Annotated in this window: 19 protein-coding genes; 7 read left to right on the forward strand and 12 right to left on the reverse strand. The window is 63.7% G+C overall.

Features of this window, described 5'->3' with window-relative positions; all coding sequences use genetic code 11:
* Window positions 1–8: 8 nt before the first annotated feature.
* Window positions 9–899 (reverse strand): DMT family transporter, encoded by an 891-nt coding sequence (locus tag FJ490_RS20680; protein WP_140497147.1) that lies wholly within the window; start codon window positions 897–899, stop codon window positions 9–11.
* A gap of 27 nt (window positions 900–926) precedes the next feature.
* On the opposite strand from FJ490_RS20680, the gene FJ490_RS20685 reads away from it, so the two are divergent.
* The 5 genes from FJ490_RS20685 (at window position 927) to FJ490_RS32755 (ending at window position 6,152) form a co-directional block, all read left to right on the forward strand.
* Complete coding sequence (locus FJ490_RS20685) at window positions 927–1,616, forward strand: PIG-L deacetylase family protein (protein ID WP_140630074.1); 690 nt, start codon at window positions 927–929, stop codon at window positions 1,614–1,616.
* A 243-nt stretch (window positions 1,617–1,859) separates the two neighbouring features.
* Window positions 1,860–3,767, forward strand: coding sequence for a propionyl-CoA synthetase (locus FJ490_RS20690; protein ID WP_140728831.1), 1,908 nt, complete (start codon window positions 1,860–1,862; stop codon window positions 3,765–3,767).
* A 137-nt stretch (window positions 3,768–3,904) separates the two neighbouring features.
* A complete protein-coding gene (locus tag FJ490_RS20695) occupies window positions 3,905–4,984 on the forward strand; it encodes an acyltransferase (RefSeq protein ID WP_140728830.1) in 1,080 nt (359 codons plus the stop codon).
* Between the two features lie 135 nt (window positions 4,985–5,119).
* On the forward strand, window positions 5,120–5,440 hold the full coding sequence (locus tag FJ490_RS20700; RefSeq protein WP_140497155.1) for a putative quinol monooxygenase: 321 nt from the start codon (window positions 5,120–5,122) through the stop codon (window positions 5,438–5,440).
* 229 nt (window positions 5,441–5,669) lie between these two features.
* Window positions 5,670–6,152: a hypothetical protein gene (locus tag FJ490_RS32755; protein ID WP_181165290.1), complete on the forward strand. Its 483-nt coding sequence runs from the start codon at window positions 5,670–5,672 to the stop codon at window positions 6,150–6,152.
* Between the two features lie 92 nt (window positions 6,153–6,244).
* On the opposite strand, the gene FJ490_RS20710 is transcribed toward FJ490_RS32755, so the two are convergent.
* The 6 genes from FJ490_RS20710 to FJ490_RS20735 form a co-directional block, all read right to left on the reverse strand.
* On the reverse strand, window positions 6,245–8,626 hold the full coding sequence (locus tag FJ490_RS20710; RefSeq protein WP_140497157.1) for a polysaccharide biosynthesis tyrosine autokinase: 2,382 nt from the start codon (window positions 8,624–8,626) through the stop codon (window positions 6,245–6,247).
* Between the two features lie 237 nt (window positions 8,627–8,863).
* The gene (locus FJ490_RS20715; RefSeq protein WP_140643675.1) at window positions 8,864–9,760 is read right to left on the reverse strand and encodes a UTP--glucose-1-phosphate uridylyltransferase; all 897 of its coding nucleotides are present in this window, start codon (window positions 9,758–9,760) and stop codon (window positions 8,864–8,866) included.
* A 74-nt stretch (window positions 9,761–9,834) separates the two neighbouring features.
* Window positions 9,835–10,803, reverse strand: coding sequence for a glycosyltransferase family 2 protein (locus tag FJ490_RS20720; protein ID WP_140728829.1), 969 nt, complete (start codon window positions 10,801–10,803; stop codon window positions 9,835–9,837).
* Complete coding sequence (locus FJ490_RS20725; RefSeq protein WP_140728828.1) at window positions 10,793–11,743, reverse strand: glycosyltransferase family 2 protein; 951 nt, start codon at window positions 11,741–11,743, stop codon at window positions 10,793–10,795. Before FJ490_RS20725 ends, FJ490_RS20720 begins: the two co-directional genes overlap by 11 nt.
* Entirely contained in the window at window positions 11,743–12,732 is a 990-nt protein-coding gene (locus FJ490_RS20730) for a glycosyltransferase family 2 protein (RefSeq protein ID WP_140728827.1), read from the reverse strand. Before FJ490_RS20730 ends, FJ490_RS20725 begins: the two co-directional genes overlap by 1 nt.
* A 15-nt stretch (window positions 12,733–12,747) precedes the next feature.
* Complete coding sequence (locus FJ490_RS20735; protein WP_140728826.1) at window positions 12,748–13,920, reverse strand: glycosyltransferase family 4 protein; 1,173 nt, start codon at window positions 13,918–13,920, stop codon at window positions 12,748–12,750.
* A gap of 189 nt (window positions 13,921–14,109) precedes the next feature.
* On the opposite strand from FJ490_RS20735, the gene FJ490_RS20740 reads away from it, so the two are divergent.
* Together FJ490_RS20740 and FJ490_RS20745 are read left to right on the forward strand one after the other, a co-directional pair.
* The gene (locus tag FJ490_RS20740) at window positions 14,110–15,606 is read left to right on the forward strand and encodes a lipopolysaccharide biosynthesis protein (protein WP_140497169.1); all 1,497 of its coding nucleotides are present in this window, start codon (window positions 14,110–14,112) and stop codon (window positions 15,604–15,606) included.
* A gap of 49 nt (window positions 15,607–15,655) precedes the next feature.
* A complete protein-coding gene (locus FJ490_RS20745; protein WP_140728825.1) occupies window positions 15,656–16,678 on the forward strand; it encodes a phosphoribosyltransferase family protein in 1,023 nt (340 codons plus the stop codon).
* A 197-nt stretch (window positions 16,679–16,875) separates the two neighbouring features.
* On the opposite strand, the gene FJ490_RS20750 is transcribed toward FJ490_RS20745, so the two are convergent.
* The 5 genes from FJ490_RS20750 to FJ490_RS20770 all read right to left on the reverse strand — a co-directional run bounded on the left by FJ490_RS20750 (window position 16,876) and on the right by FJ490_RS20770 (window position 22,298).
* Entirely contained in the window at window positions 16,876–17,955 is a 1,080-nt protein-coding gene (locus FJ490_RS20750; RefSeq protein WP_140564956.1) for a glycosyltransferase, read from the reverse strand.
* Between the two features lie 65 nt (window positions 17,956–18,020).
* Window positions 18,021–18,467 (reverse strand): hypothetical protein, encoded by a 447-nt coding sequence (locus FJ490_RS20755; protein ID WP_140497175.1) that lies wholly within the window; start codon window positions 18,465–18,467, stop codon window positions 18,021–18,023.
* A 14-nt stretch (window positions 18,468–18,481) separates the two neighbouring features.
* Window positions 18,482–19,924: a GMC family oxidoreductase gene (locus FJ490_RS20760; protein ID WP_140497177.1), complete on the reverse strand. Its 1,443-nt coding sequence runs from the start codon at window positions 19,922–19,924 to the stop codon at window positions 18,482–18,484.
* Between the two features lie 93 nt (window positions 19,925–20,017).
* A complete protein-coding gene (locus FJ490_RS20765; protein WP_140728824.1) occupies window positions 20,018–21,349 on the reverse strand; it encodes a UDP-glucose/GDP-mannose dehydrogenase family protein in 1,332 nt (443 codons plus the stop codon).
* Window positions 21,350–21,422: 73 nt separating this feature from the next.
* Window positions 21,423–22,298 carry a family 16 glycosylhydrolase gene (locus tag FJ490_RS20770; protein WP_140497181.1) on the reverse strand — a complete coding sequence of 292 codons (876 nt, stop codon included), beginning with the start codon at window positions 22,296–22,298 and terminating at the stop codon, window positions 21,423–21,425.
* Window positions 22,299–22,407: the final 109 nt, after the last annotated feature.

Below are 22,407 nucleotides of genomic sequence, written 5' to 3' on the forward strand. Positions count from 1 at the left end.
GCGCGAGATCAAAGCCGGGTGCGCGAAAACGGGTTCCAGCGCACCGTGCCCAGCCGCACTTCCTCGCGCACCATGGTGAGCAGGCCGGACCCACCGACGACCGCGAGGCCGACCAGCGACAGCCAGTCGGGATATTCCCGGAAGAACAGCGCACCGAGGATGACCGCCCAGACCATCTGCGAGTAATGCGTCGGCGCGATCCGGTTGGCGGGCGCGTATTTGACGGCCAGCAGCTGCAGCAATTGTCCGCATGCGGTGAAGGCGCCGGCCATTATCAGCCATGCAAGCTGCCTTGCGTCGGGAAGCGTGAACGAGGTAGCGGCGATGCCGATGCCGTTGAACAACAGGCCGTAGCCGATCAGCACGCCGAGCATGGTCGTGCGCTTTTCCTGCTTTGCCAGCGAGCGCATCAGGATGACGCTGGCGGCTGCCAGAAAGGCCACGCCAAAGGCGGCGAGGTGTCCAAGATTGAGTTCGCGAAAACCCGGTCGCACCACCAACATGACGCCGGCAAAGCCGGCGACCACCGCAAGCCAGCGCCATGGACCCACCTTTTCCTTAAGGACGACCGTGGAGAGGATAGTGACGCAGAGCGGCGCCAGAAAGACGAGCGCGTAGACTTCGGCCAGCGGAATGGTGGTGAAGGCATAGACGCTGAGCACGCCCGAGGCGATGCCGGCCCAGGCGCGCGCCTGCACCGCCCAAGGCCGTTTGGTGCGCCAGAAATCACGCCAACGCTCGTCCGCCGGCCGGGTGAAGAAGAGAAAGCAGCCGGCAAACAATATCGAGAAGAAACCGATCTCGAACACCGTGAACTGCCCACCCAGGCTTTTGACAACGGCATCGCTGCCCGAATAGCTTGCATAGGCGATCAGGGCGAGCAGGATTCCGTTCGTCACGTTTTTCCATTTCCGGGGAGAGAAGCGTTGAAAATACTGGCGCTCGGCGCGCATCCTGACGACATCGAGATATTCATGTTCGGTACGATGGCGGCCTATGCGGCGCAAGGCGCAGAACTGACTTTTGCCATAGCCACGGATGGTGCCAGGGGCGGCAAGAGCGATCCCACGGTTCTCGCCCGTGTCCGTCGCGAGGAGGCAACGGCCGCGGCCGCGCTGCTCGGGGCGGCGCCGCGCTTCCTCGACTTTCACGACGGCGGACTGGTGGCGGATGCCGCGCTGATCGGCGCGCTGAAGACGCTGATTGGCGAAATCGGACCGGATCTGGTGATTACCCATGCGCCAAACGACTATCACGCCGACCACCGCGCGCTGTCGGACGCCGTGCGCATCGCGGCCTCGTTCGCCGTACCGGTGCTGCATGCCGACACGATGGGCGGCACCGGATTCTCCCCGACCCACTATGTCGAGATATCAGCCCAGGCCGAGATCAAGGCCAAGGCGATCCGCCTGCACCAGTCGCAGGATCCGGAGCGCTTCGTCGACATCGCCCGGACGCAGAATTTTTTTCGCGCCGGCCAGTGCAACGGCGCGCCGGGATCGCAGGCCGAAGCCTTCCGCTTCGAGCCGATGTTTCCCTTCGCCGACATTCGCGACCTGCTGCCGCCGGCGCCGCCGATCCGGCCGGTGATGGTGAGCACAAAAAGGATCGACTGACCCGGAAGACGGCTGCTCGATCGCGGTGACCATGCCCGACGACGAGACCACCGGCCGACGCGCCGGTGCACACGGCCACATGGGAACGCCCGGGCCGGACCGTTGCTTTTCTTCCCGGAGGGCCACGATGTCGCACCTTTGCGACCAGGACCGGACCGGATCAGACGAATTGAGGGAAGACATCGCCGGAAAAAACAGCATAGGCTATTGCCAAGACGGCAAATCTTCCTGGGGAGGAAACGGATGGCTTCACGCTATCACGAGGTCTATGACGGCTGGAAACGCGACCCGGAAAAGTTCTGGGCGGACGCGGCGAACGCCATCGATTGGTACACGCCTTACGACAAGGTGTTCGATGCGGAAGCCGGCGTTTATGGCCGCTGGTTTACCGGCGCCACCTGCAACACCTGCTACAATGCCCTCGACCGGCATGTCGCCGGCGGGCGTGCCGACCAGATCGCGCTGATCCATGACAGCGCCATCACCGGCACCGTGAAGACATTCACCTATGCCGAGCTCAAACGCGAAGTGGTGGCGCTGACCTCGGTGCTGAAGAACCGCGGCGTCGGCAAGGGCGACCGCGTCATCATCTACATGCCGATGGTGGCGGAAGCGGCCATCGCCATGCTTGCCTGCGCCCGCATCGGCGCCGTGCATTCGGTCGTCTTCGGCGGTTTTGCCTCGCATGAGCTCGCCACCCGCATCGACGACGCCAGGCCGAAGGTGATCATTTCGGCCTCCTGCGGCCTGGAGCCCGGCCGCGTCGTCGCCTACAAGCCGCTGCTCGACAAGGCGATCGAGATATCCCGCCACAAGCCGGATGCCTGCCTGATCCTGCAGCGCGACCAATTGCGCTGCGAGCTCAGGGACAATTACGACATCGACTATGCGGACGCGGTCGCGCGCGAGCGGGCGGCCGGCGCCAATGTCGACTGCGTTCCGGTGCTTGCCACCGACCCGCTCTACATCATCTACACGTCAGGCACGACCGGCCAGCCCAAGGGCATCGTTCGCGATAATGGCGGCCACATGGTGGCGCTCGAATGGACGATGGAAAACGAGTTCGGCGTCAAGCCCGGCGAAGTGTTCTGGGCGGCGTCCGACGTCGGCTGGGTGGTCGGCCATTCCTACATCGTCTACGGGCCGCTGCTGCATGGCTGCACCAGCATCCTGTTCGAAGGCAAGTCGGTCGGCACGCCCGATGCCGGCACCTACTGGCGGGTGATCGCGCAGCATGGCGTGGTCGCCCTGTTCACCGCGCCGACGGCGTTCCGCGCCATCAAGGGGCAGGATCCCAGGGGCGAATTCGTCGCCAGATACGACCTGTCGAAATTCCGAACGCTGTTCCTCGCCGGCGAGCGCGCCGATCCCGAAACCATCAAATGGGCGGAGCAGAAACTGAACGTGCCGGTCATCGACCATTGGTGGCAGACCGAGACCGGCTCGCCAATGACCATCAACCCCGCAGGCCTTGGCCTGCTGCCGGTAAAATACGGCTCACCCGGCGTGCCGATGCCCGGCTACGACATCCGCGTGCTCGACGATGCCGGCCACGAGGTGCCGCGCGGCACGCTCGGCAATGTCGTGGTCAAGCTGCCGCTGCCGGCGGGCTGCCTGCCGACGCTGTGGAACGCCGACGCCCGTTTCCGCCAAGCCTATCTCGACGAGTTCCCCGGCTTCTACAAGACGGCCGATGCCGGCATGATCGACGAGGACGGCTACCTCTACGTGATGGCCCGCACCGACGACATCATCAATGTCGCCGGCCACCGGCTGTCGACCGGCGCCATGGAAGAGGTGCTGGCAACGCATCCCGACGTCGCGGAATGCGCCGTCGTCGGCATCGCCGATTCGATGAAGGGCCAGGTTCCGCTCGGCTTCGTCGTGCTCAACGCTGGTGTCTCGCGCGAGATCGGCCTCATCGAGAGCGAAGTGGTGGGGCTGGTGCGCGAGCGCATCGGCCCGGTCGCCGCCTTCAGGACGGTGGTGACGATCAAGCGGCTGCCGAAAACGCGGTCGGGAAAGATCCTGCGCGGGACCATGCAGAAGATCGCCGACAAGGAAGACTGGACCATGCCGGCGACGATCGACGACCCGGTCATCCTCGACGAGATCACGGCCGTGCTGAAGGAGCGCGGCATCGGGGTCTAGATGATCGGGCGTAGCAGACCCGATCCTTCCGTTTGTTGAGCGGTCGGCGCCAACTGTCACATCTGGCCAATCTTTTGTTGTGCAATGCAACAACAGACTCTAGGGTTTGGCTTGGGGGGCCATTCCAAAGGCACGGCATGGCTCAGCACAAGGCGACATTCGGCGGCGTCGACATATTGCGTTTCCTGGCCGCCGTCATGGTGATGTTCTATCACTATGGCTTCTGGGTATGGGCATTCCCTGACGGGGTTTCGGCGCGCGCGACCGGCGGCATCCCGCCCCATCCCGAAATGGCCTTGGTCGGCTCCGGCTGGGTCGGCGTGCAGATATTCTTCGTCATCAGCGGTTTCGTCATCGCCTTCAGCGCCGAGAATTCGACGCCGCTGCGGTTTTTCGAGGCAAGGGTGAAAAGGCTGGCGCCGGCGGTCTGGATCTGCGCGCCGGTGACCGCGGCGGTGCTGCTGCTCACCGGTCTGAGCTGGCCAACCGATGCCGTGATCAGGCTCGTTCGCACCGGCCTTTTCGCGCCCTACGGCCCTTGGGTGGACAGCGTCTACTGGACGCTCGGCATCGAGATCGCCTTCTACGCTGTCGTCTGGATCCTGTTGCGGCTTGGCCGCTTCCACCTGATGGAGACGGTGGCAGTCGTGATCGGCCTCGTCAGCACGCTGTTCTGGTGCCTCTATTATCCGCTCGGCTGGTCCGACCTCGCCGAGACACGCTGGCTGCAGCTCGTCCTGGTGCACCATGGCTCTTTTTTCGCCGTCGGCGTGCTCATCTGGCTGATGCGGTTCAAGGCGGTGACGGCCTCGCGCCTGGCCTTCTGCCTGCTGTTCCTGGGCGGGGGCGTGCTGCAAATCGCCAGTTCGGTCGATGTCCACAGCGCCAAGGTCGGCGCCGCGATGCCCTATGCGCCGCCGATCCTTGTCTTCCTGGTCGCCATCGCCCTGATGGCATGGTCGCTGCGGCTCGACCTCAGCTGGAGCGGCTGGCGCCGGATCGGCCTGATGACCTACCCGCTCTATCTGATCCACGACGTCATCGGCGCGGCGATGCTCGGCGCGATGGTCCGCGCGGGATTTCCCTATCTCCTGTCGATGGCAATGGTCGGCGCGACCATGATCGCGGCAAGCTGGCTGGTGGCGACCGAAGCCGAACCGCGCATCCGGCTGCTGCTCGACCACACGGTGTTCCGCTACCGGCTCAGGGCCGCGTAGTCGCGATCTTGTTGACCAATGAGGATTGACCAACGGGCACCTCGGTGCCTTCCTCGCAGGAGCGCACTGTCCAGCCGCAGGGTTCCGAGGCCTGGATAGTGAGTCGCGGCCCTGTACAAAGTTAGGGACCAATCGATGCGGATCGTCAGGATAGCCGAACTGGAAATCGATCCTGACCAGATCGACAGCTACAAGGCCCTGATTGCCGAAGAGATCGAGGCCTCCGTGCGAATCGAGCCGGGCGTGCTTTTCCTTCATGCCGTGTCGGAAAAAGGTGCGCCTGAAAAGGTGCGCGTGATCGAATGCTACGCCGATCAGACGGCGTACGAAGCCCATCTGACCACACCGCATTTTCTCAAGTACAAGACGCAAACGGCGAACATGGTGCGGTCGCTTCGGCTTATCGAAACCGACCCGATCGCGCTGTCTGCGAAACCCGGTCAGAACTCAAACTGACCAGGGCTTGGACCGACACCGCCGTCCATCCAGAGCGGACGATCGACCTGCCGTCGAAATCGCTCGCAAGCGAAATAGACTGATCTGCTCTGGGGCCGACCTGCTTCCAATCCATGTCGCCAACCTCAAAGCGCGTCGATTCTGCGCAATACAATATTGCTCCGGATGTCATTTCATAGACATCGCCAATCAGCCAAAGAAACCGGGCGTCACGGGCTAGCATGGGTCTTTGGATCGGGCGCGGCTGCTTGAATCCGCCAAGCAGTACGGAAGCTACCTCGTTATAAATTCGACCCTTGAAGATGCCCGTACTTGTTTCGCCGGCTTGTTCGCTTTACGAACGGCAATGACCCTCATCTCTCGCATTGCCGCCCTTGCTTTGCTCGCCGTCATTGTCTTCGCGACGCTGTCGCCAATCCAGATGCGGCCCCACCTGGGTGACCCAGATTTCGAACGCGCCCTCGCCTACGTTCTGTTCGGCGTGGCAATGGGGCTCGGCTTTCCAAACCGCTTGGCTGGCACTGTCACTATAGTTGTCGTCGTAGCCACTGTGCTGGAGCTGATGCAGCTCCTCGAACCCGGTCGGCATGCGCGCCTTTCGGACGGCTCACTGAAGGCTTTGGCAGGCATCCTCGGAATAGTTGTCGTCCATCTCAGTCTTTTGGTGGCGAGCCGCTATTGGCCGCGTAAGCTGACATTGCCTGCCGGATGATGCCCGGGTTTAGACTCCCATTGTAGCCCGCCGCAGCCACATAGGCGATGACCTGCCTCGTCACTCAGGCACGGAAATCGCCACGGTTGAACTCAGACCGTTGTCTTGCTGCGCACTTCGGTCTTGTCGAGATAATAGCTCGAGTACTGGCCGAAGAATTTTTCGGACGCTCCGAACGAGCCGTATTTGGCGAGCTTCTTGAGATCGACCTTGTTCAGCACCGCGCCGACGATCTTGTTGGCGACATAGGGTTCGGATTCGAGCATCGATCTCACCATCGCGCGCGGCGTGCGGCCCCATTCGGTGACCAGCACGAAGCCGTCGACAAGCGGCGCGAAGGCCTTGGCGTCGACCACCGGCCCCAGCGGCGGCAGATCGACGACGATGTATTCGAAGGTCTCCTTGGCGTTGTCGATGAAGCGCCGCATGCCGGCCGAGGAGAGAAGCTCGCTGGTATGCGAGAAATTGCCGCGCAGCACGGCCGGAATGATCGCCAGCTTGGTCTGCCGGTCGATCTTGCCGACCGACTGCCAGGTCTGGCCGCTCACCACCGCTTCCATCAGTCCCTGCTCGGCCTCCATGCCGAGGCTGCGGCTCAAGCCCGGATTGCGCAGGTCGCCGTCGATCAGCAGCGTCCTGGCGCCGTTGGCGGCGAGCAGTCCGGCCAGATTGGCCGCGACCGTCGACTTGCCTTCGCCGGGAAGGACCGAGATGACGCCGATGACGCGGCTGCCCTGCCCTTCCATGACGACGTCGAAGGCGATCTTTGCGCTGCGCAGCGTCTCGGAGAACATCGACGCCGGAGCATCGACGCTGACGCGCATGCGCGCGCGCTTTTCGGCCGCGGCCGGCGATTTGGCGGTTTTGAGATCCGGGTCGGCCGGCTTTTCCTCCCTGGCGGTCTTGCCGCCGATGACAGGCAGATAACCGAGGAATTTGAGGCCGACGCGGTCGCGGACATCCTCGCCGGTCCTGAAGAAACGCTCGTTGAATTCGTTCAGGCCGCCAAGCCCGGCACCCATCAACGTGCCCAGCACAAGCGAGAGCGCCAGCACAACCACCGTGCGCGGGCTGGAGGCGCTGAGCGGCGTCGATGCATCCGAGATGATGCGGATCTTGCCGACCGGGAAGGATTGCTGCTGGGCGGCTTCCTCGTAGCGGCCGAGGAATGTCTGGTAGAGCGTGGAGAGCGCCGTCGCCTTCTGGTCGAGTTCACGCAGCTTGACCTGCGACTGGTTGTCGATGGCGCTCTTGCCTTGCGCCGCGGCGACATTGGCCCTGAGCGCGGTCTCGCGCGCCAGCGCCACTTCATATTCGTTGCGATAGCTTTCGGTCAGCTGCTTCAGCTCGCCGAATATCTGCGCCGATATGTCGGCCTTCTCCTTGGCGAGCGCCACCGCCTGCGGATGCTGCGGCCCGAAATTGGCCTCGACATCCTGCTGCCGCTTGGCGACGGCGAGATAGCGCGTCTTGAGCGCCGCGATGACCGAGCTGCTCGGCTGGTCGCTCGATATGGCGGCATCCTTGAAGGCGTTCTCCGAGCCGCTTTCGACGATGGACTTGTATTGCTGGTAGCGGGCGCTGGCCCGGGCGGTATCGGCCTGCGCCACGATAAGCTGGGCGTTGAGGTCGGCAAGCTGCTTGGCGCTCATCAGCTGGCCGTCGCTGTTGGCGGACAGGCCGTGCTCGGCCCTGAATTTCTCGACCGCGAGCGATGCCGCCTGCGAGCTTTCGCGCAGTTCCGTCAGCCGGCCCTGCAGCCAGACCGCTGCGCGCTCGGTGGCATCGAAGGAGGCGTCGAGCTGGTCGGCGAGATAGGCATCGGCATAGGCTTTGGTGATCGCGGTCGCCAGTGCCGGGTCCGTCGCCTGGTAGCCGAGCGCGATGACATAGCTTCGCCCGACGCGCTCCGCCTGCACCTCGTTCTGCAATTTGAGGATCGCGTAGTCGCGACGAGAGGTCGCGATCAGCGCATCGCGGGTGGCGGGGTCGAGCTTGGTGACGTCGCCGACGCCCGGCATGGGAGGACTGGGGCGAACATACTGGATCAGGCCACGGATCAGGCCGATGCCCTGGGCGAGCGCCGACTGGGGCGGGTTCATGAACGCGTCGTTGCGGTCGAGCTTCAGCTTGTCGACGACCACGGCGGCAAGCCTCGTCGAGGTCAGGATTTCGATCTGGCTCAGGATGGCCGAATCGGTCTGCATGGTCGTCGACGCCGCCGAAATGTCGTCGACGATCTTGTTCAGCCCCTCATCGATCAGCACGCTCGATACCGATTGGTATTTGGGCGGCGTGGTCTGCAGATAGAGCAGGCCCAGGACAAGACCAATGACCGCGCCCAGGACAACCACCTTGGCCTGCCGCGCTGCCATGCCAAGCAGCCGCTCGACATCGATGAAGTCTTCGCCGTCTCCTGCTTCCGAATTCGGCAATGGCATCCTCTTGTCGAGAGGAAAGTTGGCATAGTTCATCTTCGGTCCAATTCCAGAGCCCGTCCATCCCAATCATCGGGATGGGCTCTATCTCACTGTTTGAACATGATCTTTTCCGAAAACCGCCTTGCGCTTTCCGGGATCATGCCTTGGCTCCCAGGCACGTCGAAGATCGGGAGCATTGCCAAAAAGCAACGCAAGTTCCATGCCGGACGCCACAGGGCCTTCCGCGCATCGCACCGTCAGCCGTCCGACAATGCTCCCGAAAGATGGGCATTATGCGGCTTCTTCCTGTCGTTCATGCGACCGGACGAACTCCTGGAGCATCTCGAAAACCGGACCCTTCATGTCGTCGCGCGCCAAGGCGAAGGCGATGTTGGCCTGGATAAAGCCCTCCTTCGAGCCGCAGTCGAACATGCGGCCCTTGAAAGGCTGGGCAAAGAAGGACTGCTCCTGCGCCAGGCGGACCATGGCGTCGGTCAGCTGGATCTCATTGCCGGCGCCGCGCTGCTGGTTGCCGAGCAGGGCGAAGATCTCGGGCTGCAGGATATAGCGGCCGTTGATGTAGAAATTCGACGGCGCATTGGCCGGCGCCGGCTTCTCGACCATCGCCGTCACCTCGAAACCGCCGCCAATGTCGGCGCCGCGGCCGACAATGCCGTATTTGTTGGTCTCGGTCGGGTCACAGCGCTCGACCGCAATGACGTTGCCGCCGGTCTCGGCATAGAGGTCGGTGACCTCGGCCAGGCAGCCGCGGCCGCCGAACGAAACCATGTCAGGCAAAAGCAGGGCGAAGGGCTCGTTGCCGATGACCTCGCGCGCGCACCAGACGGCGTGGCCAAGGCCTTGCGGGGATTGCTGGCGGATGAAGCTGGTGGCACCGGCCACCGGCAGCAGGCTTTCCAACGACTGCAATTGCGCCTTCTTGCCGCTCTGCTCCAGTGTTCCGATCAATTCCGGATGCAGGTCGAAATAATCCTCGATGACCGCCTTGTTGCGGCCGGTCACGAACACGATGTGCTCGATGCCGGCCTCGAAGGCCTCATCGACGGCGTATTGCACGACCGGCCTGTCGACGACGGGAAGCATTTCCTTGGGCATCGACTTGGTCGCCGGCAGGAACCGCGTTCCAAGCCCCGCCACCGGTATCACGGCCTTCCTGATTTTCTTCATCGCAAATTCCTTCTGAGGAGATCGACTTCAGTCCATTCGCAGGCCAGGAAAAATCCCTCCATGTGCCTGCATCTTCACCTCCCCGCCCCCACGGCAAATTGTGCCGCTACTCGTCGCAACCGCACGGCGATCGGCATGCCCATATGCCTGACCGCCGCCGGGTCGCTGAGCGCCGTCCGGATCGCCTTGAACGGGGACCGCGCCTTGATGTGCTGGACCATCGACAGGAACGAAGCCGCCTTGCGCAGGCTGCGGCTGCGCCGGGCGAAGGCCGCTTGCGTGGCCGCGTCCATCTGATGGCTTTGAGCGAAAATCGCATCGGCCTTGCGCATCGCCTCGACGTGATGAGGCTCGAGCACGCGCGAAATGGAGCCGCTGCGGATGTGATAGACATAGCCGATGTCAGGCTCGACCACGCACCTGCCGCCCTTGGCCAGGGCGTTGGCCAGGAAAATGTAATCCTCGCCGATGATCAGGTCCTCGTCGTAGCGAAGTCCGTTTTCTTCCAGGAAGCGGCGCTCGAAGATCGGCTTGAGATAGCCGAGATTGAACTTCGATTCGAAGACGATGTTGCCGGCGATATAGCTGGCCAGCGAGATCTCGCCCAATTCCTCCAGATAGCGCGTCGGGAACATCGCATCCTCGATCACGCCGTCCTCGCGGACGACCTGGAGGTTGTCGACGGCGATTTGCGCGCCCGCCCTTTCAGCCCGCGCGATCATGGCGGCGATGCGGCCGGGATAGACCGCGTCGTCGGAATCGAGGACCGCGACCCAGCGGCCGCGGGCAGCCTCGAGGCCGGCGTTCCTGGCGCCGCCGGGGCCCCTGTTCTGCGCGAGCGCCACGACGCGCACGATGTCCTGCGGATAGGCCCTTGCCACGTCGAGCGTTGCGTCGCGCGACTTGTCGTCGACGACGACGACCTCGACGCTGACACCCTTCTGCGCGATGGCGCTGGCGATCGCCCGGTCGAGGGTCGCCTCGGCGTTGTAGGCTGCAATGACGAAGGAAACGTCCGGGACGAAGCTGACGTCAGGCTGCACGCTTGCCTCCTTCCTGTGGCGAGGGCTGGCCGTAGAGACGTATCTCGCGGATGCCGACAAGGCCGCTGACGACGCCGACATGCATAATGCCGCGCAGCACGCTGCGGTTCCGCCGCACGGGGCTGGCAAGGAAGGGAAACGCCGCGGCGAAGCAATAGGCTGCCTTTGCTGAGGCAATGCCGACCTGTTTGACCAGGCCAATGCCGCTCGCATTGCGCCCCAGGAGATGGCCATGCGTCTGCCCGACGCGGAAGCGGCGGCGGCCAAGCCAGTCGAACGCGGCCCTGGTCCGCGGCACGACCTCGTCCACCCAAGCCTCCGGAGAAAAGGCGATCGTGCCGCCTGTCTTGTGCATCTGGTCGAAGAACTCGGTGTCCTCGCCGCCGGTCTGGCCACGCGCCAGGCTGAAGCGGCGCCCGCGCAGGCTGTCCGAACCCATGTCGAGCAGCACGTTGCAGGTATAGCCGGTGCGGATCTCGCCGCGCACCCAGACCGGCAAGGTCGAATGGAAATCGCCACGCCGCATCCAGTCCGGCGCATCGGCCCCATAGCGCGCCTTGACCGGGCCCAGCACGGCGGCGGCGCCACTTGCCTGGGCTGTTGCGACGAGCTCGGCAAGCCAGCATGGCGAAGCCGTCTCGTCGTCGTCGATGAAGGCGACGAAATCCGACGTGCTGGCGTCAAGACAGGCATTTCGGGCGATCGAGATGTTGCGCGCCGGGCAGTGGTGATAGCTGATCGGCAGCGTCAGTTCGCGCGCCAGCGACGTCACCAGACCCCTGGCGCTCGGCGTGTCGTCATTATCGGCGACGACGACACGGATATCGAAACCGGCCGGCTTGTCCATGGCATCGAGCGAGCGCAGCGTGTCGGCCAGTTCCGGCCGGCGGAACGTGCACACGCCGATATCGATGCGGCGGTTCTTGCCTGGAACCGCCATCACGCGACCCCGCGCTGTTTGCCAAGGCCGAGAAGCTGCAGCCAGAAACCGACGGACCAGCCGAAATGCATTACCATCGCCGAGACGCCGGCAAGTGCGATGTCGGCATTGCGCTGGCTTACCGCCGTCCACAGGCCATAGCCGAGGCATACGGATGCCCAGATCAAAAGCGGCACCGCCGCCAGCCAGTGCACGAAGGAAAAGGCCGCGAGCACCACCACCGGGAACACCAGCAGCGGCACCATCTGCCGGACCTTCGGGATGACGCGGTGCTTCAGGACATTCTTGGCGCGTCCGCGGCCGTAGCCGAGATACTGGAAATAGAGGCCGCTGAGCGACGCGCGCGGATAGTAGACCATCTGCGTCCTGCCGCTCATCCAGATCCTGTAGCCGGCCTGTCTCAGCCGGTAGTCGAGCTCGGCGTCCTCATTATGGCTGAACGTCTCGTCATAGCCGCCGACGGCCTGGAAGGCAGAAATCCGCATCAGCGCGTGATGGCCGTGATCGACCCATTCTCCGGCGGACAGATGCCTGTGCTTGGAACCGCCGGTGCCGAGCTTTGAATTCTGTGCCGCCGCGGCCGCCTTCTGCACGGTGCCGCTGCCGCTGGTCAGCATCGAGACCACGACCGAATCGGCGCCCGTTGCCAGCGCTTCCTCGACCAGTCGGTCGCAATAGTCGGCGGGATAGCCGCCATGGGCATCGATGCGGATCAGATATTCGGCACCATCGCCGAATCTGGCGACGGCAAGATTGATCGCCGCGCTCTGGATGCGCTTTTCATTGTGGAGCAGGACGATGCGGGGATCTTCCTTCGCACGCTCGCCGACAATGGCCGGGGTACCATCGGTGCTGCCGCCATCGGCAACGACGATCCTGGCGCCGAGCCTCGCGGCCGCGGGGCTGAGCTGGTCGAGCAGCACACCGATATGGGCTGCCTCGTTGAGGCAGGGAATCACGATCAGACTGGAGGGGAGCGCTTGCATCATCGGGCGATCTCCATCCTAGGCCAAAGCCTCGGCCGCGAAGGGTTGGCGCATGGCGGCCAGGCTGCGAAGCTTGTCGACCAGCGCCCGGCAATCGCTGCGATCATAGCTCCATATCCTGGGGTTGCGCGACAGAACGCGCTCCTTCAACGTGCTGAAGCGGCGCTCCTCCATCTTGCCGATGGCGGCTTCGAGCGCGTCGGGTGAGGCTTCGGGCAACAGAATGCCGATGCCTTGCCGGCCGAGGAACCGCCCAGTTTCCGTGTTGGCCATCGAGATCGGCACCGCGCCGAATCGGCAGCCTTCATAGAGGCGATTGGGCAGCAGCCATTCGGAATTCTGGCCCGCCTCGAAGAAATCGATCGCCCAGGAGAAATGCACGTCCCGGTAGATCGCCGCCATGTCCTCCGGGTTGCGGTAGGGTCCGCGAAACGAAAGCCAGGGCTCCGCCTCGACGAAGGCGTGGAAATCCGGGAATTCGGTCAACGCCGGGCGGCCGCGCAGCACGATCTCGAACCGGCCGTCGGCGCGGCGCGAGAAATCGGCCAGGAGTTCGAGCGAGCGGCGGCAGCGCAATGCCCCGAACCAGCCGATGCGCCAGGGTGGCGCGACAGGCGCCTCGGCCATCTCATGCTCGGCCGGCAGGATCGCCGCTGCCTCGAAATATTTGTTTTCGACCAGTTCGACCGGCGCCGTCACCTGGCCGTACGGCTCGAAATAATTGGCGGTGAATGCGGGCGAGCTGGTCACCAGCAGCCTTACGTCCCTGGCAAGGTAACGTTCCGTGGCACGCAGCGCCTTGCCGACCGCATCGCTGCGAAGCATCAGGCGATGGATGTCGAGGCATTCATAGACGATCGGCACCGCGGCGCCGAATGCCGTGTTGGCGCGGCGGGCGAGCGCCAGCATTTCCAGGTTGCGCGCGATGATGAGATCGGGCCTCGGCATGCCGCGGAGCCTGGTGCCGATCGAAACCGCCGCCTTGGCGACTGCCGTCAGGCGCTGGGCGAATCGCCCGTCACGCGTCGCGCCGAGATCCAGCGGCCGCAAACCCTCGACGTCGGCAATGCGATTTGCCGTGCGGCGGAAGCCTGCGAGCGTGACCTGGGCGCCACCTGCCCTGAGCATTGTAATCCGCCGGCGCACTGCCGGGTCGGAAACGTCATGCACAAGGTACAAGACATTCAGCATGAAAACTCGACCGCTGTTGGCCCACCCACGGCGAACCTAGTACAGGTCTTGCTGCATCGCAACATTTTTGGTGCAGCGTAGCAAAATCCACGTTTTTTGTTGCACTGCAAAATAAATGCCGTAATTTGGCCGCGGCGGCGGTTGCAGGGTTCCTGGTCGGAACCTGCACAAGAATCAGGAATCCTGAATTTGGAAGCCAATCCATTCGATCCGCCAGAAGGCTCGCTGCGCAAATCCGTCGGGCGCGGCGCGGTCGTGACGGCCTTGTCGCAGTCCGTGCGGGTCGCCACGCAGATCATTTCCGTCATCGTGCTGTCGCGTCTCCTGTTGCCGCAGGATTTCGGCGTCGTGGCGATGTGCGCGCCGGTGCTGGCCTTCATCGCGCTGTTCCAGGATTTCGGCCTCACCCAGGCGACCATCCAGAAATCGGGCATACGGCACGACGAGGTGAACTACCTGTTCTGGATCAATGTCGCCGTCAGCGCCATCCTGGCCTGCGTGCTTGCCGGCGCGGCACCGCTGGTCGCCGCCTTCTACGGCGAACCGCGTGTGGCTGGCCTGGTGGCGGCGCTGGGCCTGCAGATCATGGCCTACGGCCTCGGTGCGCAGCATCTGGCGCTCCTGACCCGCCGCATGCAGTTCGGCCGCCTGGCCATCATCGATGTCGCAGGCGCCGTGGCTGGTCTTGCCGTGTCGATCGCCTGGACCTTCATCGACCGCTCCTACTGGGCACTTTTCGCCGGCACCTTGACCGGAGCCGTGCTGCCGACGCTGTGCTACTGGGCCAGTTCGCGCTGGCGGCCCAGCCTGCCGCGCAAGGTCGCCGGGATCAGCGAGCTGATCAATTTCGGCGCCGGCATAACCGGCTTCAACTTCGCCAATTTCTTCGCCCGCAATCTCGACAACGTGCTGATCGGAAAATACTGGGGCGAGGCGCAGCTCGGCCTCTATGACCGTGCCTACAAGCTGCTCCTGTTCCCGCTGAGCCAGATCACGAACCCGCTGTCGAAGGTGATGGTGCCGGCTCTTTCCAGGCTGAAGGACGAGCCCGACCGCTACCGCAGCGCCTATCTTCGCGTCATGCCGCTGATCCTGCTGGTGGCGCTTCCCGGCGTCGCTTTCGCCACCGCCATGTCCGACATACTCATCCCCTTCGTGCTCGGTGAGCAATGGCGCGCAAGCGCCTCGATTTTCCTGGCGCTGGGCTTCGCCGGGCTGCTGCAGCCGCTCAACAATCCGGCCGGATGGCTGTTCGTCAGCCAGGGCCGCTCCGGCGACTTCATGCGCTGGGGCATCATCACGGCGGTGACGTCGGTGCTCGCTTTCGTGCTGGGCCTGCCTTATGGCGCGCTCGGCGTGGCGATCGCCTATGCCGTCAGCGAATATCTGCGCACGCCTTTCCTGTGGCTCTATGTCGGCAGGAGCGGGCCGCTGCGGGCAAGCCACGTGCTTCGCGCGGCGACGCCGTTCGTGCTCGGCGCGCATGTGGCGCTGGCGGTGGTCTGGTTGGTCAAGCCGCTGCTGCCGCAGCAGCATGTCATTGCCTTGGCCAGCGGCGCGATCCTTGCCTATCTCATCACCATCGTCATCGCGCTGGCCTTCGCAGCCGGCCGTGAAGCCTTGCGCGAGGCCTTGAAAATGCTGCCGGCAAGGCCGCCGGCGGCAGCACCGCGCGAGGCGCAATAATTTTGGCGCTTTCGACCCTTACCGTTCACCCGAGCATCAGGCCTGATCCATGCATTACCGATCGATCTCAGACATGAACGACGCGATCGTGAGCAACCTTCACCGGTTGCCGCGCGACATCGACCTGGTGGTCGGCGTCCCCAGAAGCGGGGTGCTGGCAGCGACGCTGGTCAGTCTCGCGGCGAACATACCGATGACCGACCTGGACTCCTTCCTCGAGGGTCGCGTCTACACATCGGGCATCACCAAGCGCCGTGCGGTGCTCGACCGCAAGGTCGCGGAAGTGCGCAAGGTGCTGGTGATCGACGACAGCGTCTCCGGCGGCAACGCCATGCGCGACGCCCGCGCCCGCATAGAGGGTGCCGGCATCGAGGCAGCCTACACCTTTGCCGCCGTGTTCGGGCTTGAGCCGCAGCATGCCGAGACCGATGTCGTCTTCGAGGTCGTGCCGCACCCGCGCATGTTCCAGTGGAACTTCATGCATCATAAATTCCTGGCGCAATGCTGCGTCGACATAGACGGGGTGCTGTGCCTCGATCCGACCGAGGCGGAAAACGACGACGGTCCGGCCTACGAGAAATTCCTCAGCGAAGCGCGGCCGCTCCATACCGCGACCCGCAAGATCGGCTGGCTGGTGACCAGCCGGCTGGAGAAATACCGCGCCTTGACCGAGGCATGGCTGGCCAAGCACGAGATCAAGTACGATCATCTGATCATGCTCGACCTGCCGAGCAAGGCGGAGCGCCAGCGGCTTGGCGCGCATGGCAGTTTCAAGGCCGAATTCTACCGCAAATCCGATGCCATCCTGTTCATCGAGAGCGAGCACGAGCAGGCGCTGAGGATCACCGAGCTGTCGGGCAAACCGGTGCTGTGCGTCGAAACGCACATGGTCAGCTTTCCCAACGCGCTGTCGCTCCCGGCGCTCGGCCAGGCGGCGCGCAACCTGCCGGCCAGGTTGCGACAGGCCAAATCACAGGAAGGCCGCAAGGGCGCCGCCAAGGCCCTTGCCCGCGCGCTGCTTGGCGCCCGCGGCTACGAGACGCTGAAAAGCCGGGTCAAGCGCCTGGCCTGATCCGCCAAGGCTGCAAGTTCAGATTAACGGGTTCCTTGGAGTGTTCGCCGGCGCGTCTGTCGAGAAGCATCAAACGAAAAACCCGCCTGTGCGGCGGGCCTCCGGCGCAACTCAGCACCATAACCGAAAATCTATCATAGCTGCCTTCACCCTGTCAAGAAAAAATTCCTATCACAAGGCTGCCGGGCTGGCCGTCATCAGGCCGCCTGCCGCGAGCGCTGCTGTGTGGCCTTGTCCAGTATGGAAAAGAAGGTGAGGAACTGGCGGTCAGGATCGAGCTCCGGACGCTCGGAGAAGCTGCGCGCCGTGGCCGAGAGCCGGTCATATTCCTGGCGGTCGTTCCACAGCAGCCTGACGGCCGCGACCCAGTCGGCGAGCGGGGCATCGTAATCCAGCACCACGCCGCCCGGGCCGATCGCTTCGGGCAGCCCGCCGCGCCGCGAGCCGACGACGGGAATGCCGCTGCAATGGGCTTCCGAGGCCACACGGCCCCAGGCCTCTTCCCATTTGCTGGGCGCCAGCAGGATCCTGGTGCGGCCATAGACGGTCTTCATGTCGCCGGTGCGGTTCTCCAGCCTGATGTTGGAGAACGGGGCGATGGTCTGCTCGATGCGGGCGCGATGATCGTCGGCGAGCTTCCAGCTCTCCACGAACAGGAACGGAATCTCGGGGCAGGCGCCGGCGATGCGCACGGCGAGCTCGAAGCCTTTCTCCTCGTACGGATTGATCAAGGTGACGAACTGGCCCGTGGTCGGCGTGCTGTAGAGGGCGGCATTGATGGTCGGCGGCAGCACCGCCGCATCGATGCCGAACTTCTGTTTGTAGGCGCGCGCGGTGAATTGCGAATTGGCGATGTAGAGCGCCGAATGCAGCTCGCGCAGATCGCCGCCCAGCTCATGGAACTCGACGTTCCTGAGATAGACGACCAGCGGCACGCCTTCGGCCTGCAGCGCCTTGCCCACCGGAACCGACTTGTGGCATTGGACGACGGCCACGTCCGGCTTCAATCTGCGGACGGCAAAGTCGGCCGCCTTCCAGGGAAACCAAGCCCGCACCACCGGATAGCCGGGAAAACTGTCGATGACCGCCGGCTGACGCAGCAGCTTCATCTTGGCGCGCGCCTTGAAGCCGAAGACACCGTCGCCGAACAGGGCGGCCAGTACGGCCGCCTCATGGCCGTGCTCGATCAACTGTTCCGCCAGATGATGGGTGCTCGACTGGACGCCGCCGCTGAATTCGGGCGTGTATCCGTTTCCGCCTGCAAAAAGAACTTTCATGGTCCTGGCTCCTGGTTCTTTCGCGTTTCGTTCAATGTGGCCCGAGAGCTTGCTCCGGCACCGCCTCAGGCACTCTGTTGCTCGAGATTGGCGAACGGATTGGTGCATGGCTGCCATCCGGTGAACCGGATCGGATCGCCCGGCGAACTGCGCCAGGCGTAGTCGGTCAGCATGTGGAATTCGGCGATCAGCCAGCGGTCGAAATGCAGGAGGTCCTGCTTCTTCTGCTCCGGCAGCAGAGCGCGGGCTTTGCCCAGCCTTGTCTCCTCGAGCAAGGTGACGGCGTCGCTGAGTTTCTTGCTCGGGAATATCCACGGGTTCCTGTCGCGGAACGCCAGGACGAACTGCTGCAAATGCTCGATGCGCATGTTGAGCTTGCCGAAATATTTCTCGAGCGTGACGCGCACCAGATCCTCATCCGAAAACGAGGATACTGCCGCGTAGGCAATGCCGGTCGACACCACCCCGCCCGCCATGACGGCCAGTGCGGAGCGTCGCGAGATCTCTATCATCTGGTTTGCTCCTCTCACGCCATCCGGCTCGCCGCCCGCAGGGACAGCGCTGCCGCGGTCAGGCTCGGATTGGCGCATGAACAGCTCGGATATGTGCTGGTGCCGACCACGACCAGGTTCCTGAGCTGGTGATGAATCATGCCGCTGTCGACCACCGAATCGGCCGGGCCCGTTCCCATCCGGAGCGTACCCTGGACATGCGATTCGGTTGGCCGGATGCCGCGATCGAAAAGCTGTTCGACCGGCAGCGGGGCGAGCAGCCCGGGCAGTTTCTCCAGCGCCCGCGCCATGCCCTTGACTGCGTAGTCCGACGGCGCCTTGAAGCTGACGAAGGCGTTGTCGTCCTCGTCGAGCGTGACGAAATTCTCATGGTCGAGCAGGTTCTCGGTCACCACGACGAGCGGCAGCGCCTGGCGCAACCGCCCCTTCTCGGCGCGCATGCCGTGTTGCCAGCGGTTCTCGAAATAGACCAGCGCCGCGGCGTGCTCGGACCGGTGCGGACCGTCATAGAGGCCGAAATTCAAGCCGGTGGTGATGGTGCTGCCGTCGAAATTGTCGACACCGTCGAGATAGACCTCGAAATTCCAGCCATAGGATTCATGCAGGCCGCGGCCGACGAATTCGCCTCCCAGGCCGGACCGCAGCATGATCGCCGCGCTCTGGATGGCATTGGCGCCGAGAATGAAGAGGTCGCCGCTGACCTGATATTCCTTGCCGCCATGGACGAAGGTGACCGAGCGGACCGTCCCGCCGACATGATCGAGCCGGCGCACTTCCGAACCGAGGCAGACCGACACGTCGGGATGCTCGAAGACATGCATCAGGCCATTGTTGGCGGTGAACTTGGCGTCGACCGGGCATAGCCAGCATCTGAGGTTGGCGCAGCACGAGGTGCGCTGCGCGGTCGGCACGCGGGCGCGCGCGGTGGGCATGACGAAATGCTGGCCGGGCTGCGCCGCCTTCATGATCCGGTCGGGCGTCGACATGCGGTGCGGCGGCTGCGGAAAAGGCTTCGAACGCGGCAGCATCGCCGCCATGTCGGGATCGCCCGAGATCGACATGATGTCTTCGGCGTCGCAATAGAACGGTTCGACGTCGTCATAGCTGATCGGCCAGTCATTGCCGATGCCGTAGGTGCTTTTCAGCCTGAAGTCGTTGGGATGGAACCTCGGCGTCTGCGCGAACCAGCAATTGGTGCCGCCGCCCAGCCCGATCGTGTAGTTCCAGGGCTTGTCGGAATTGGTCTTGTAGGTCGACTCGTCCTCGATGTCGGTGTTGACGTTCTGCTTGAGCTGCCATTCATGCGTGTTGTGGCGGCCCCATTCCAGGAGCAGGATGCGCGCCTTACGCCGCTTCGTGAATTCGTGCAGGAAGAAGGCCGAACCGAAACCGGAACCGATCGCGACAACGTCGAAGTGGTCCTTGGTGATCTGCTCCGGCTTTACGTCCAGCACCATCAGCCGCAACTCCTTTCCGGGTCTTGTGCGTTCGTCATGGCAAGCACACCGGCCGGCCGCGGCGATCCCACATTGGATTGCCCAAACCCGGTCTCATGCCGCCATCCTGCCGATCGAGTGATATTCGATGCCGTGGCGGGCGATGACCTTGGGATCATAGAGGTTGCGGCCGTCGAAGATGATCGGCGTGGTCAGCGCGTCCTTCAGCGCGTCGAAGGAAGGCGCACGAAAACTCTTCCACTCGGTGGCGATCAGCAGCGCATCGGCGCCGCGCAGCGCCGCTTCCTTGGTGCCGCACAGAAGCAGGTCGTCGCGCAGCCCATAGATGGCTTGGCATTCCTGCATCGCCTCGGGATCATAGGCCTGCACGGTGGCGCCGACGTTCCAGAGTGCCTCCATCAGCGTGCGGGCGGGCGCCTCGCGCATGTCGTCGGTGTTGGGTTTGAAAGCCAGGCCCCAGAGCGCGAAGGTCTTGCCCTGGAGGTTGCCCTTGAAATAGCGGTTCACCTTGTCGAACAGCACGGATTTCTGCTCGTTGTTGCGCTCCTCGACGGCGCGCAGCAGCTTGGCGTCGAACTTGACGCCTTCGGCGGTCTTGATCAGGGCGCGCACGTCCTTGGGAAAGCAGGAGCCGCCATAGCCGAGGCCCGGATAGATGAAGTGGTAGCCGATGCGCGGATCGCTGCCGATGCCCTTGCGCACCTCCTCGATGTCGGCGCCGAGCTGTTCGGCCAGGTTCGCCATTTCGTTCATGAAGCTGATCTTGGTGGCGAGCATGCAATTGGCCGCGTATTTGGTGAATTCGGCGCTGCGCACATCCATCACGATCATCTTCTCGTGGTTGCGGTTGAAGGGCGCGTAGAGCTCGCGCATCACCGCCTCGGTGGCCTCGCTCGACGTGCCAACGATGATGCGGTCCGGCCTCATGCAATCGGCGACGGCGGACCCTTCCTTGAGGAATTCCGGATTGGAAGCGACGTCGAAGGTCAGGTCCTCGCGGCCTCTTTTCTTCAGCGTTTCGGCGATCCTGGCCTTGATCTTCTCGCAGGTGCCGACCGGCACGGTCGACTTGCCGACGACGATCTTGGGCGCATCCATTTCCCGGCCGATCGCCTCGGCGACCGCCAGCACATATTTGAGATCGGCCGAGCCATCCTCGCCGGGAGGCGTGCCGACCGCGATCATCTGGATTTCACCATGCCTGACGGCGGCGGCCGCGTCGGTGGTGAACTTGATGCGGCCGGCGGCGTGGTTTTCCCTGACGATGCTTTCGAGGCCCGGCTCGAAAATTGGGACGAGACCTTGATTGAGCCGCTCGACCTTGTTCGCGTCGATGTCGACGCAGACGACCTGGTGGCCCACTTCGGCAAGCACAGCAGCCTGCACGAGACCGACATAGCCGATACCAAACACCGTCAAATTCATTCTGTTTTGTTCCTGTCCAGGGCAGCGGACCGTGGTCGGTCCGGCCGGTTCAAATCGACTTTCCCAATAGGTTCTACTTTACGCTGCATGCCAGCGATTCCGGAAACTGGCAGGGTTCGCCCTGCGCGGTGAAGGCGACGCGCTCGATCTGCAGCGAAAGCTTGCGTCCGGGATCGGCGAATGCGCCCAACCATCCGGTCATCGTATCGCTGCCCCAGAGGCTGAAGAAGATCTTCTGAGCATGGCTGGGCAGCTTTGCCGGATCGGTGATGGTGTTCACCAGCTGGCCGTTGACGTACCAGCGCAAACTGTCCTTCTGCCAGACGAAGGCGTAGTCGTTGAAGGCCTTTTCCGTGCCGCCCGGCACGTCGACCAGCTTCTCGTTCTTGCCCTTGCCGGCGATGTAGGCATTGACCTGCACCTTGGACGTGTCCTTGGTCAGGATCTCGAAGTCGATCTCGTCCCAGGGCTGCTTGTCCGACGGGCCGATATAGGAGAAGAAAGCCGCGTTGAGGCCGGGACCGGTGTCGGTTTTCATGCGCGCTTCGTAGGTGCCATAGCCGAATCGCTGCTTGGTCTGGATTTCGCCGCAAGCGTAGTCGCGATCCTTCGTCTTCTGCTTCTCGAAACCCAATGACAGCACGCCGTCCGCCAGGCTGACCTGCCCCTTCGCCCAGGTGCAATTCTGATGGCCGCCATTCGTCCAGCCATCGGAGACATACCAGCGCTGGCGGTTGAAGCTGGTGAAATCATCGACGAATGAGGGCGCCGACTTCAGATCCTGCGACCAGGATGGCGCCGGCCCGGCGAACAGGCCAGCGAGAGCGGCCAGCGCGACCAGGGCAGCCCTGCGTCCGGTGGAACCGCCCGGGCGGGCTTGCCTGGCCTGGCGCGTTGACGATATGCCGCGAACTGCGACGGTGAACGTGGTTCTCGGATCCGCATTCATACGAAACTCAACCTTTGCGCTGTGCATCCCCAACCCAAAGTAGCCATTCGAGCCGTTGCCAAACGGCGCTTTCTTTCTCTCGTCAGCCCCTCCCCAAGCTGCCTTCTCG

Origin of the sequence: Mesorhizobium sp. B2-5-11, from assembly GCF_006440835.1 — a bacterium.
Classification (GTDB): domain Bacteria; phylum Pseudomonadota; class Alphaproteobacteria; order Rhizobiales; family Rhizobiaceae; genus Mesorhizobium.